The sequence below is a fragment of the Cognatundibacterium griseum genome (assembly GCF_014284195.1).
In the GTDB taxonomy this organism is placed as follows: Bacteria; Pseudomonadota; Gammaproteobacteria; order Burkholderiales; family Burkholderiaceae_D; genus Undibacterium; species Undibacterium griseum.
Genome location: NZ_JACOGC010000002.1, coordinates 236716 through 250115, shown reverse-complemented (window position 1 = coordinate 250115; position 13400 = coordinate 236716). Strand labels below are relative to the sequence as shown.

8 protein-coding genes are annotated in these 13400 nt (G+C 53.6%); 2 read left to right on the top strand and 6 right to left on the bottom strand.

All coding sequences use genetic code 11. From position 1 onward, the window contains the following. Nucleotides 1–5: 5 nt before the first annotated feature. Nucleotides 6–1892 carry a PHA/PHB synthase family protein gene (locus tag H8K27_RS05590; RefSeq protein ID WP_230418965.1) on the top strand — a complete coding sequence of 629 codons (1887 nt, stop codon included), beginning with the start codon at nt 6–8 and terminating at the stop codon, nt 1890–1892. Between the two features lie 51 nt (nt 1893–1943). On the opposite strand, the gene H8K27_RS05585 is transcribed toward H8K27_RS05590, so the two are convergent. The 6 genes from H8K27_RS05585 to dnaE form a co-directional block, all read right to left on the bottom strand. After that, nucleotides 1944–2519, bottom strand: coding sequence for a Crp/Fnr family transcriptional regulator (locus H8K27_RS05585; protein WP_186862215.1), 576 nt, complete (start codon nt 2517–2519; stop codon nt 1944–1946). A 6-nt stretch (nt 2520–2525) separates the two neighbouring features. Next, nucleotides 2526–3635, bottom strand: coding sequence for a lipopolysaccharide heptosyltransferase II (waaF, locus tag H8K27_RS05580; RefSeq protein ID WP_186862214.1), 1110 nt, complete (start codon nt 3633–3635; stop codon nt 2526–2528). After that, nucleotides 3632–4207: a peroxidase-related enzyme gene (locus tag H8K27_RS05575; protein WP_186862681.1), complete on the bottom strand. Its 576-nt coding sequence runs from the start codon at nt 4205–4207 to the stop codon at nt 3632–3634. Before H8K27_RS05575 ends, waaF begins: the two co-directional genes overlap by 4 nt. Nucleotides 4208–4268: 61 nt before the next feature. Then, complete coding sequence (gene msbA / locus H8K27_RS05570) at nt 4269–6014, bottom strand: lipid A export permease/ATP-binding protein MsbA (RefSeq protein ID WP_186862213.1); 1746 nt, start codon at nt 6012–6014, stop codon at nt 4269–4271. A gap of 101 nt (nt 6015–6115) precedes the next feature. After that, entirely contained in the window at nt 6116–7438 is a 1323-nt protein-coding gene (locus H8K27_RS05565) for an O-antigen ligase family protein (protein WP_186862212.1), read from the bottom strand. A 4-nt stretch (nt 7439–7442) separates the two neighbouring features. Beyond that, the gene (dnaE, locus tag H8K27_RS05560; protein WP_186862211.1) at nt 7443–10961 is read right to left on the bottom strand and encodes a DNA polymerase III subunit alpha; all 3519 of its coding nucleotides are present in this window, start codon (nt 10959–10961) and stop codon (nt 7443–7445) included. A 383-nt stretch (nt 10962–11344) separates the two neighbouring features. Between dnaE and H8K27_RS05555 the strand changes: the two genes are divergently transcribed. Further along, on the top strand, nt 11345–13366 hold the full coding sequence (locus H8K27_RS05555; RefSeq protein WP_186862210.1) for a TonB-dependent receptor plug domain-containing protein: 2022 nt from the start codon (nt 11345–11347) through the stop codon (nt 13364–13366). The last annotated feature ends 34 nt before the right edge of the window (nt 13367–13400 follow it).

Genomic DNA, 13400 nt, shown 5'->3' with positions numbered 1-13400 from the left:
CTCCGATGCGCAAGACCAAACCTGCCCAGACGCCCGATACCGTCATTCAGCAAAGCCAGCCCGGCCCTGGCACGCCAGCAGAAAATACACCGCATTCCCCGATCTGTTATCTGACCGGAAAAGAAGCGGCAGTCAGCCCGCTGGATATGGCCCTGCAGAACCACATCGCCAAACTGACCGGTGGGATTTCTCCGGCCAGTGTCAGCTTGGCATGGATGGACTGGGCCATGCATCTGGCAACCGCCCCCGGTAAGCAACTCGATCTGATCGGCATGTGGCAGCAGCAGGCAGCAGAATGGCCTGCTTTCTTGCGGAACAATCTGGCGCAGATGACGACGCCAGCGACACCCTCCGCGAATCCGGGCGCAGCACCGGCAGCAGACAGCGCCATACCGGATAACCGCTTTTCTCATCCCGGCTGGGCTCAATGGCCATTCAATGCCATGAGCAAAGCTTTTCTGCAAACGCAGGATTTCTGGCAGAGCGCCACCACCGGCATACGCGGTGTCACCGCGCATCACGAAGATGTGGTGCAGTTCATGGCGCGCCAGCTGCTTGATGTGACGTCACCTTCCAATTACGGCTGGCTGAACCCTGAAATCATCGATGCCACACAGCAAAGCGGCGGTAAAAATCTGCTGTCAGGCTGGCTGCACTGGTTGCAGGACGTGGGTTGTGAACTCCCGGATCACTGCAATCAGGATGATCATCCGGTCAGAACTTTCCAGCCAGGTCGCGATGTCGCCCTGACAGCGGGAAAAGTAGTGTTCCGTAATCATCTGATCGAACTGATTCAATATTCTCCGCAAACCGCCACCGTTTGCGCGGAACCTGTCCTGATCGTTCCGTCCTGGATCATGAAGTATTACATCCTTGACTTGTCGCCACATAATTCCATGGTCCGGTTTCTGGTGGAGCAAGGGCATACGGTCTTCATGATCTCATGGCGCAATCCCGATAAAAATGACCGTGATCTGGGTATGGACGATTATCTCAGCAGCGGGCTATTTGCCGCACTGAATGACATTCATCATCGTTTCCACCGCCCGGTACATGCGGTGGGATATTGCCTGGGCGGTACCTTGCTGGCGATTGGAGCAGCGGCGCTGGCCGGTCAGATTGCGCGTCAGGAAATCCCTCATCCGGTGGAAATCCGCAGTATCACGCTGCTCGCTGCACAGACAGATTTCAGCGAACCCGGGGAACTCGGTCTGTTCATCGACGAAAGTCAGCTGGCAATGCTGGACGCCCTGATGTGGAAGCAAGGCTATCTGGATGGCAAGCAGATGTCCGGCTCTTTTCAGCTACTCAATTCCCGTGATCTGATCTGGTCAAAAATCATGCGCGACTACATGCTTGGTTTGCGTACCCAGCCAAACGACCTGATGTCCTGGAATGCCGATACCACCCGCATGCCGTATCGCATGCACAGCGAGTATCTGAAACATCTGTTCCTGCATAATGATCTGGCGAAAGGGCATTACGAAGTCAATCAACATGCCATCGCGTTACGTGATATTCAGGCACCGATGTTTGTGGTGGGAACAGCAAAAGACCACGTATCACCGTGGCGTTCCGTGTACAAGATTCATGTACTGACCGATGCCAAAATCGAATTTGTACTGGCCTCAGGCGGGCATAATGCGGGCATCGTATCGGAACCGGGTCACGCCCATCGCAGCTACCAGCATCTGCCTGCCGGACATCGCATGCTCAGCTACCATGATCCGGAAATCTGGCTGCAGGAAGCAGAAACAACATCCGGCTCGTGGTGGAATTATTGGGAGCAATGGCTGACTCAGCATTCATCCGCTGCCAAAATCAAGGCCCCGCATCCGCATGACGATCCGGCATTGGGTGCTGCTCCGGGAAAATATATTTTTGAAGAGTGAACACAAGCGCTGACTGGCCAAATTATATCCGGCCAGTCAGATCAATCTGAGTCAGTCTGATGCAATCCGCTTGCGGATACGGCTCAGCGCTTCAGGCGTGACGCCCAGATAATGAGCAACATCGCGCAGCTGAATACGTGCTGCAATGGTCGGATATGTTTTCAGAAAAGACTGGTAACGCGCCTCGGGCGCCATGGTCAGCAGTTCCCGCTCTCGCTGTTCCTTGCGTACGATATGCTGGGCCAGCAACTGACGGATCGCCCGCTGCCACACCGGATATTGTTCCGTCAGCTGGTTAACGGCGGCATAATCAACCTGTTCGATGTCACAGGCATCGACGGCGGTGGCGAAATAATCGGTTGTCAGTCCGGTAATCAGCACGTTAGGACAGGCAAAAAAATCACCTTCACTGATGAACGACTTGATCCATTCCTCACCACTTTCACTAAGATAAGTCAGCTTGACAATGCCGCTGCGGACAACATATACATAAGGCTGCCATTCGCCCACCGTGAAAATATTTTCGTTCTTACCGAAATGACGCAGCTGATAAGACGGCGTGAGCACGTCCCAGCCCGGCAGCGACATGCCGGCAAAATTTTCCAGCATGATTTTTGTCTGCTTCATTGCCACTTACTTTCCTTCATGCTCAAGCGCATGCCCGGCAAGTGCTGGCAACATGCGCTGTAACGGCTGCCACACTATTTCCGGCAACAGTTTTTCCATGCAATCGTGATGCTGCAGTGGACATTCCCTTTGCCGGCAAGGCGCGCATTCCAGTTTCAGCGACAGCGAGCAGGCGATATCTGAAAACGGCGGCGCGTGATCAGGATCGGTAGAACCATAAATCGCAATCACCGGCCGGTTGAGCGCCGAGGCAATGTGCAGCAGCCCGGAGTCATTGCTGACCATCGCCGTGGCTGCCGACATCAGTGCAACCGCCTGATCGAGACTGGTTTTTCCGGCCAGATGATGAACCGCCGGACACAGACTGCGAATCAGATCACAGACTTCGCTGTCCTTGCCGGACCCCAGCAGCACAATCTGGGCATTCGGATGCCGTTGCAGGATATGATGCGCGAGTTGTGCAAAATGCCCGGGTGGCCAGCGCTTTGCCGTGCCGAATTCGGCTCCCGGTGCAAAACAGATCAGCGGCTGATCCTGCCTCAGCCCCAGGCTGGATAAGGCCCGATCACGCTGTTCCGGCACGACCGTCAGCACCGGCTTCGGCAAGCCGGCAGGCAAGCCTTCAGACGGCGCAAAAGCAAGCGCTGCATAAAACGCCACCATCGGCCGCGGCTTGTTCTTGTCGTCATAATGCATGACATTAATCAGCCCATAACGGCTCTCGCCCCGGTAGCCGATACGTTTGCGAATACCTGCCATCCAGGGCAGCAAGGCAAATTTCAGCGTGTTGGGCAAAATATAGGCCGCCATATACCCACGCTCACGCAACAAACGCGAAAAACGCCAGCGCTCGCGCAATTGCAATGCGCCATGGCGGAACGGCGTCTCCAGAATCGTATCCACCTCCGTCATCGCACGCAGCACCGGCGCAACCCAGGCCGGCGCCAGCACATCGATTGCGGCTTGCGGATATTGCTGTTTCAGCAGACGCAATAATGGCTGCGCCATCACTGCATCACCAATCCAGTTGGGAGCAATCACCAGCAGGCGGGAAACACCATTTGTAGCAGTTATTGCAGAAACGTCTGTTACCGGGGATGAAACACCGTGCGTCATCGCGGGGTACGTCCCATGAGAAAAAATTCATCATTCGGCCGCATTGAGATCACATTCGCCATCCGGTTCGACAAACCGAAAAATGCCGTGATCGCGGCGATATCCCAGATATCCTCGTCATCAAAGCCGTGAGCATGGAGTTCAAGATAATCAGCATCGCCCACATTGTGTGATTCCTGGCAGACTTTGAGTGCAAAATCGAGCATCGCCTGCTCGCGCGGACTGATATCGGCCTTGTGATGATTCACTGCAACCTGATCCGCCAGCAAAGGTTTTTTAGCGTAAATCCGCAATAGTGCACCGTGCGCCACCACACAATACAGACACTGATTCCGGGCGCTGGTCGCCGTCACGATCATCTCGCGGTCAGCCTTGCTGAGATTACCGCTGCTCTTGAGCATCAAGGCATCGTGGTAAGCGAAAAAGGCACGGAATTCTTCAGGTCTGTGCGCCAGCGTCAAAAAGACATTCGGAACGAAACCGGCTTTTTCCTGGACCGCCAGGATTTTTTCGCGGATATCGTCCGGTAATGCGGTTAATTCAGGCACAGGAAAACGCGATATGGGATTCATCATAAAATTCCTTTGTCAGTCTGATTTCTGCGGCAGTTCGTCAGTTTTTATCGTCAGCTTTTTAATCGGCAAACTGCAGGCGGTACAGATTGGCGTAAACGCCTTCCTGTGCCAGAAGACTGGCATGGGTGCCGATTTCGACAATCTGGCCATCCACCAGCACTGCAATCCGGCTTGCTCTTTCTATGGTGGAAAGCCGGTGTGCAATCACCAGCGTGGTGCGTCCCTGCATCAGCTCATCCAGCGCAGCCTGCACCGCCCGTTCCGATTCAGTGTCCAGTGCCGAAGTAGCTTCGTCCAGAATCAGAATCGGAGCATCTTTATAGATAGCGCGGGCAATCGCCAGACGCTGCCGCTGGCCGCCTGACAACCGACTGCCATTATCACCGATGACGGTATTGAGCCCTTCCGGCAAATCGCGCACTACCTCTGTCAGATGCGCCGCCTGCACCGCGGCTAAAATGCGCGCCATGTCAGGCTGAGTTTCACCATAAGCGATATTTGCCGCCAGCGTATCGTCAAACAGCACCACGTTCTGGCTCACCATGGCGATCTGTTCACGCAGGCTGGAGAGGGCAATCTCCTGTATCGGCTGACCATCGAGCAAAATCTCCCCGGAATCCGGTGTGTAAAAGCGCGGAACCAGATTCACCAGCGAGGTTTTACCACCGCCTGACATGCCAACCAGCGCAATCGTTTCTCCCGGCGCGATATTCAGGTAAATGTCTTTCAGCGCTTCCTGCTGTTGGCCAGGATAAGAAAAACTGGTGCCGACAAAATCCAGCTTACCGACAGCACGGTGCGTCAATGTTTTGCCTGAATCCCGTTCAGCCGGCGTATCGATCAGCGCAAACACAGACTCAGCTGCCGCCATGCCGCGCTGCATCGGGCCATTTAAGTCGGCCAGGCGTTTGAGCGGTGTCAGCAACAGCATCATCAGGCTCACAAATTCGACAAAATGTCCGACTGTGGTGGCGTCTTCCTTCGCCTGCGACACAGCAAACATAATGACGACCGCAACAGCTACCGCTGCAGCCAGCTGCGTCAATGGTGTCGTGGAAGCAACGGCCACCGTAGTACGCATGGAATAGCCGCGCAATTTTTCATTCTTCGCTTCAAAACGCTGCTGTTCATAACGCTGCCCGCCAAAAATGCGAATCACCTGGCTGGCGCGGGTCGCTTCTTCAATGACCTGTGTCAGCTCATTATTCACATCCAGCTGATTCTGATTCAGCTTGCGCAGACGCTTGCTGACTCCCCGCACCAGCCAGGCCATGACTGGCATCAGGATCAGCGCAATCATCGTCAGCTCCCAGTTACGCCATAACAAGGCGGCCAGCAGCACCATCACCGTCAGAGAATCACGGAACAGCGTCGTTAAAGACACCTTGAGCATCTCCACAATCTGCTGGGCTTCAAACATGATAGTGTTAATGATACGTCCGCTCGACTCTGCCTGATAAAAACTGATGGGAACATTCAATATCCGGTCAAAAATCTTGGCTCGCAGTTCATTCAATAAGCGTGTTGATACCCAGCTCATCAGATAACTGGTGCTGAATGTGCAAATTCCGCGCAACAAAAAAATCCCGATGACAGCGACCGGCACTTTCCACAACGCCAGATGACTGGCATCCCCTTTAAAGCCGTGATCCAGGATATATCCCAGCGCCTTAGGGAACATGACTTCCGTCGAGGCAGTTCCCAGCATCGTCAGCAAGGCCCACCAGATGCGGGATCGGTATGGTTGGACTGCACCCCATAATCGCCGGAAAACAGCAATGGTTTCTTTGTTAATCAGACTCATATTTTTTCAATTTTTTATCATTATTCTGCGGATAGCAAGCTGCCTGCTCCGCGCAGGTCATGCATTGCGAGGTAACCTGGACATGGTCAGGATCAGTACCTTCAGTTTTTTTCAGCCCGGATTCCGGCCAGCGGCAATGCCAGCAAGATCATGAATGCAAGGCCAAACACCGCATCACGCAGTATCGCGTTAAACATGGCGCCAACCATCATCGCCACTGTCAGCATGGCTAACAACATAGCTTTTCCCCTGACATGCGGATCAGGATGATGCCGCATGCCACGCGCGATCAGCAGTTGCCGGATCCAGATCCAGAGCAATGCCAGCACGCCAGGCATGCCTAATTCGGTGGCATACAGCAAATAGTCGTTATGCGGCGTCGTCATGCTGGCACTGCTGAGACCCTGCGCTCTTTGCCGGTAATTCGGAACCCAGGAAGCAATACCATGACCAGTCCACGGTTTTTCCATGATCAATCCGGCTGTGATGCGGTAAATTTCAGCACGCATGCCATCATCATCCGTTGATTTGCGGCCTTCGGAAAAATCCTTGACCTGTTGTATGGTGCACAGCATCCGGATTTGCGCCAGTTCCCATGGCGGTGCCTGCACCTGATTAATAACGCAGCTGGCAGGCCGTGGCAATCCTGCTGCCAGCTTACAGCCAGCCGCCAGCCCGGTCGCCAGCAAGCCGATCAGCAGCACGCCGCGCCAGGACCAGCGGAAATTACGGCAAATCATCAGCAGCACAAGACATGCGAACATCAGACTGGCGGTACGGGTTTTGGATAAAAAAATGAGCACCGCCACGACATACAGCCATATCAGGATACGAAGCCAGCGATGCTCCTTATAAAGAAAGAGTTCATGCAACATCCAGGCCGCAGCAATCGCTAATAAAATCCCCAGCAAAATAGACTTATTTCCCAGGTACACGGCATAACTGTGAAACAAGCGGTTATCCGGCAGCAAATGGAAAAAATTGAGCACGAATAAAGTGGCAGCCACCACTGCAGCGCCAAAAAAAAGCCTGACCGCCCGGCGTTGCCAGGCACCTGCCGGCAGCATCAAAAACGGCAACAGGAAAAGATAGGTCTGATAATGCCCCAGTCCCGGCCAGAATTCATTTTCGATTTCCGCAGGCCGGGGCTGAAACACAGCAATCGTCAGACTGACCGCAGATAGCAGCAACACCGGCCTGAGCAAAGGATGCTGTTGCAAACGCAGCCAGTTTTCTCGCCATCCGCCTGCGACAATCAGGGCGATATAAAACAGCAGCATTCCGGCATACATGATCCCGACCGGAAAAAATAATGTCACCGGCAGCCAGGCCATGACCTGCTGCGGCGAAGTGCGCCGCCAGCTGTTGCCAGACTGATCCGGTAACGCAGTAAGTGAAGAATAAAATGCGCTGTCTTGAGTCATCTGATCAGGCGTATTCAATCGATACGTTGTTCGGAGACAGCCATTCGCTCAGACCTGCACGCAAATGATCGCCGGGATTGACCCGCCATTCGTCCGACAGATACAGCTCAACGCAGGCGTCATCATTCTGATACTGAATCAGCACCGGACAGCCTGCAGGGTTCAGATGCGGCTTTAACAAATCCTGTAACTTCCGGGTATCGGTGGCAGCGCTTAATTTCAGGCGCAGTCCCTGAGAAAACTGCACCCGGGCGCGGCCGATATCCATGACTTTTTCAGCAGTGATACGCAAGCCGCCGGAGAATCTGTCCTCAGAAACTTTCCCCATCACTGCGAGAAACTCATCTTCTTTGAGCAGATTCTTGAATTCCTCCATCAGTTCGCTGTAGACCGTCACTTCCACCACAGCGGTACTGTCATCCAGCGTCACGATCATCAGCTTGCCACGCTGGGTCATCTGGGTGCGCACGCCAGTGATGATGCCGCAGATCATGCGCGGATCGCGTGATGGCTCAACTTTCGCCAGAGTGGTTTTAATAAACTGCCGCACTTCCGGTGCGTAAGCGTCAAACAGATGGCCGGACAGATAAAAGCCCAGCGCCAGCTTTTCTTCTGTTAAACGCTGTTTGTCTGACCAGGGCGGCACACTGATGTATTCCGGTGGCGGAATCAGATCTTCATCATCACCAAACAGGCTGACCTGATTCGCTGCGGCATCTGCCTGTTCCGCCGCCTCCACTGCCAGAGAGACTGTTGCCAGCAAAATGGCGCGGTCTTTCCCCAGACAATCCATGGCTCCGGCGCGGATCAGGGCTTCGATCGTCCGGCGGTTCACCTGTCGTTTATCAACCCGGTTACAGAAATCAAACAAGTCTTTAAATGCGCCCCCAGCTTCCCGCGCAGCAACGATGTTTTCAATCGCATTCTGTCCGGAACCTTTAACCGCACCCAGTCCATAACGGATCTGGGTAGCTTTTTTCCCCGGCTCTCCCACCGGGATAAACCGGTAGTCCGACTGATTGATATCCGGCGGCAGCATTTTCAGTTTGCAGATATCGATCGCGTCTTCGACTAAGATTTTGACTTTATCGGTATCGTCCATCGCCAGCGACATATTGGCTGCCATGAAGGCGGCCGGATGATGCGCTTTCAGATACGCAGTGTGGTATGACAGCAAGGCGTAAGCAGCGGCATGCGATTTATTAAAACCGTAGCCGGCGAATTTTTCCATCAGGTCAAAAATCTCGTCCGCTTTTTCCTGTGGCAGGCCATCTTTGGCGGCACCATCGCGGAAAATCTGACGATGCTCCGCCATCTCTTCGGCCTTCTTTTTACCCATCGCACGCCGCAGCAAATCCGCACCACCCAGCGAGTAGCCACCGACCACCTGCGCCATCTGCATCACCTGTTCCTGATACACCATGATGCCGTAGGTTTCCGACAAAATACCTTCGGTGCGCGGATCGGGATAATCAAATTTCTCACCGTGTTTACGTTTGCAGAAATCCGGAATCAGATCCATCGGCCCAGGACGATACAACGCCACCAGCGCAATAATGTCTTCAAAGCGATCGGGCCGCGCATCCTTCAGCATGCCCTGCATGCCGCGGCTTTCCAGCTGGAATACAGCGACGGTTTTCGCTTTGGTCAGTAATTCGTAAGAAGCCCGGTCATCCAGCGGCAGTTTGGCCAGATCGAAATCTGCCATCGCCGGATCCAGCATTTTGATATAGCGCACTGCACGGTCAAGAATCGTCAGCGTCGTCAGCCCCAGAAAGTCGAATTTCACCAGGCCGACCGCTTCCACGTCGTCCTTGTCATATTGCGACACCACGCCGGAGTCGCCGCCCTGCGTGTACAAAGGACAAAAATCCGTCAGTTTACCCGGTGCGATCAGTACACCACCGGCATGCATACCGATGTTGCGGGTGATGCCTTCGACCTGCTGCGCCAGATCGAGCAGGGTTTTGACTTCCTCTTCGTTTTCCTGACGCTCTGCCAGCAAAGGCTCTTCGACGATCGCCTCGGCAATCGTCACCTGCTTCCCCGGTTTAAAAGGAATCAGCTTGGAGATGCCATCGCAGAAGTTATAGCCGAAATCCAGCACACGCCCAACGTCGCGGATCGCGCCTTTGGCTGCCATGGTACCGAAAGTGGCGATTTGCGATACCGCCTCTTTCCCATAGCGATCCTTCACATACTGAATCACGCGATCGCGCCCTTCCTGACAAAAATCGATATCGAAGTCGGGCATGGAAACGCGCTCAGGATTCAGGAAGCGCTCAAACAGCAAATTGTAGGCAAGCGGATCAAGGTCAGTAATCAGCAGCGAATAGGCCACCAGCGAACCCGCACCGGAACCGCGGCCGGGGCCGACCGGCACGCCATTGTTTTTCGCCCACTGGATAAAGTCCGCCACGATCAGGAAGTAACCCGGAAAACCCATCTTGATGATGGTATCGGTTTCAAACTTCAGCCGCGCTTCATAACGGGCGCGCTCTTTCTCGCGCCTTTCTTCATCCGGGAACAGATGTTGCAGACGGAATTCCAGACCGCGCTTTGCTTCAAACACCAGAAAATCATTGATCGTCATGCCGTCCGGTGTCGGAAAGTCGGGTAATTTGGGCTTACCCAGCTCCAGCGTGAGATTGCAGCGTTTGGCGATTTCAACCGAATTTCGCAGTGCGCCTGGCATATCGGCAAACAAGGCCGCCATTTCGTCCTGGGTTTTGAAGCATTGCTGATCATTGAAGCGCCTGACCCGCCGCGCATTGGCCAGCATATCGCCCTCGGCAATACACACGCGAGCCTCATGCGCTGTGTAATCCTCTTTTTTGAGGAATTGCACCGGATGGGTAGCGACCACGGGCAACCGCAATTTCTTTGCCAGCGTCACCGCTTGCCGGATATGACTTTCCATATTCGGCTGACCTGCACGCTGTATTTCGATATAAAAATGTCCTGGAAAAATACTTTCCCACCGTTGCGCACAACGTTCTGCCTGCTCCAGATTGCCATTATCAATAGCAACACCGACATCCCCTGCATGCGCGCCGGACAACGCGATCAGCCCGCCTCCCTCGCCGCGTTCATGCAATTGCTGCAGCCATTCAAACCGGATTTCCGCCCGGCCACGATGCTGATTCGCCAGCCATGCCTGCGCCAGCAGCTCACATAACTGCAGATATCCCCGGCGATTTTTGACCAGTAACAACAAGCGCGAGGGTTTATCGCGGTCATTATCATTGGTGATCCAGGCATCGCAGCCGGCAATTGGCTTCATGCCTTTGCCGCGTGCCGTCTTATAAAATTTCACCATGCCAAACAAGTTGGCCAGATCGGTCATTGCCATGGCAGGCTGCCGGTCTTTGGCAGCCATCTTGATCACGTCATCAATCCTGACCAGGCCGTCCACAATTGAATATTCGGAGTGAACACGCAAATGGACAAATTTTGGGTCACAGGTCAAAGCGTGCGCTGCTTCTGCTCCTGCCGCGGAGGATAGTGTTAATTCTGTAGTCATCCCGCTATTCTACCGTGTAGGAGTGAGCATTCATAAGTCCCGGTGTGAACTAATTTCTATCAAAATGTATATCTGCATAGAAAAAAATACACTTCATTTAATACACAGGACTCACGCAAAGCCGCCCCGGCAAGGCATGGCGGCGAAGACAGTACGCATATACGGCCAGGAGCCATAACGCCGCCGGGGCGGCTTTGCGTAAGTCCTAATACAAAAACAAGCTTTCTCCCTGCCCTTGTCATGATTCTGAAAAGTCAGATGCGGTTTCGCAAAAATCAGAGGAAAGCTTGCTATGAAATAAGCTGCAAGTTGCGCGACCGAGACATTTTGGTTCTTGCTCTGTGTTACGCTCAACTGGTACCAATGTCGTCCCGGAGTCTATTGTGTTCAGTGTGTCCCCCCAGTTTCTTGACAATCTCCGGCACCGCTGCAGAACTTTCTGGGGCGCTGCACTGTTCCTCCCCTGCTTTGCCGCCACGGCATCTGCGCCGGGCGACAGGGAAGAAGCGATTTTTCTCGATGATATCCCTGTGGTGCTGTCTGCTTCACGCCTGTCTCAGCCAATCAATGAAGCACCTGTTGCGGTCACCATCATTGATCGTCAGATGATCCGCGATTCCGGAGCCTGGGATTTATCAGAAATCTTCCGTCTGGTACCTGGCATGTATGTGGCGTACCATGCCGACCCTTATTTTTCTGGCGACAGTACCGTTGCCTATCACGGCATGGTCACCACGACCACTTCTGACCGGATGCAGGTTTTGATTGACGGCCGTTCGGTCTATGCCGGATTGTTCGGTGGTGTAAACTGGAATGACCTGCCGATCGTGATCGCCGATATTGAACGCATCGAAGTCGTACGCGGCCCCGATTCGGCCAGCTACGGTGCCAATTCCTATCTGGGTGTGATCAATATCATCACACGTCATGCCGCTGAATCTCAGGGAGGTTCCGTATCTCTGACCGGCGGCAGAAGCCGGTCAGAAGGCGTATTCCGCTATGGCGGGAAAAGCGGTGACCTCAGTTACCGCATCACCGCCAGCCTGCGCAAAGACAATGGCGAAGATGATTACATTCATAATCCCACGTCCCAGAATACGTTCTGGACACTGAATAAATTTGATAACAAAACCATGCAGATTTTTAATCTGCGCACCGATTATCAGATCAATGCCAGCGATACGCTGGAATTCCAGTTCGGATTCAATGGTGGTCCGCGCGAAGTGGGAGAATATAAAAATGTTTCTGCCATTACCCGCCAGGCTGAAAATCATTTTGAAATGCTGAACTGGCGACGGGCGCTGGATGGCGGCGGAGAACTCGCCATCAAGGCATTTCATACCGCAGAAAAAGTTGACGCTATGCTCAGGGATTCAGATGGCATCAGCGACGGAGATACCCGTTTCAACCGGTTTGACCTGGAAGTTCAGCATACCTTTTCTCCTTTTCAGGATGGCCGTCTGGTCTGGGGCGGCAGCGTGCGCTATGACAAAACCTATGCGCCGTATTATCTCGGTGTCGGCGACAACCAGTATCTGTACGGTGAGTTTCCATTTCATCTGCAGCGTCTGTTTGGTAATCTCGAATGGCGCGTGCGGCCCGATGTCATTATCAATGCGGGAGCGATGCTTGAACATAACAGCTACACCGGCAACGATGTGACGCCGCGTATCGCCGCAAACTGGCATGTGACCCCCGAACATACTTTCCGGATCAGCCATTCCAGAGCAACCCGCTCTCCCTCAGTTTATGAAAAAGTTTATGAAGCCTACTGGCGGGGTCCGGATTTTTACCCGGCCTTGCCAGAGTTGCGGCCAGAACGCGTCCAGTCCACTGAAATCGGCTATATGGGAAAAATGGGTAAGGCAGATATTGATTTCCGTATCTTTTATGACGATTACCACGATCTGATCGATGTCCGCAAGGAAGCTTCGGCTGCCAGCGGCAATCTGAATGCGGGGCGCGCGCTGATGCGGGGTTATGAATTGCAGCTGAAAGCTCCCCTGTCGGACAAAACCCGCGTCATCTATGGCCTGTCCGGCGGCGGAGTCAAAAGTGACAATATCAACGGTGTGATTTACAGCGACTCTTTACCAAAATACAATCACAGCCTGATGTTAAGTCATTCGTTCAGCGAATCATGGCAAGGCAGCCTGGTCGCCTACCAGATTGCAAAAACCAAATTCAATGCAACAGACTACAACCCGACTCAGAATCGCGGTTATTACGTAGATGGAAACCGTCGTCTGGATGGGCGCCTGAGCCGCCAGTTCCTGCTGGCAGGAAAACATGCGGAAGTCACACTGGTTGTGCAAAATATGCTGAATGCCCATTATTTTGAATACCGGCACGATAATGAATTTCCCGGCCGGCTGACGAGACTGAACTTCAAACTGGATTTTTAGCCCATGCCCTGTCTGAGCTTTCCGAACATACAGA

Coding starts and splice junctions, on each gene's coding strand:
- H8K27_RS05585 (WP_186862215.1), bottom strand. CDS start 2,519: ATGAAGCAGACAAAAATCATGCTGGAAAATTTTGCCGGCATGTCGCTG.
- dnaE (WP_186862211.1), bottom strand. CDS start 10,961: ATGACTACAGAATTAACACTATCCTCCGCGGCAGGAGCAGAAGCAGCG.
- H8K27_RS05575 (WP_186862681.1), bottom strand. CDS start 4,207: ATGAATCCCATATCGCGTTTTCCTGTGCCTGAATTAACCGCATTACCG.
- msbA (WP_186862213.1), bottom strand. CDS start 6,014: ATGAGTCTGATTAACAAAGAAACCATTGCTGTTTTCCGGCGATTATGG.
- waaF (WP_186862214.1), bottom strand. CDS start 3,635: ATGACGCACGGTGTTTCATCCCCGGTAACAGACGTTTCTGCAATAACT.
- H8K27_RS05590 (WP_230418965.1), top strand. CDS start 6: ATGCGCAAGACCAAACCTGCCCAGACGCCCGATACCGTCATTCAGCAA.
- H8K27_RS05565 (WP_186862212.1), bottom strand. CDS start 7,438: ATGACTCAAGACAGCGCATTTTATTCTTCACTTACTGCGTTACCGGAT.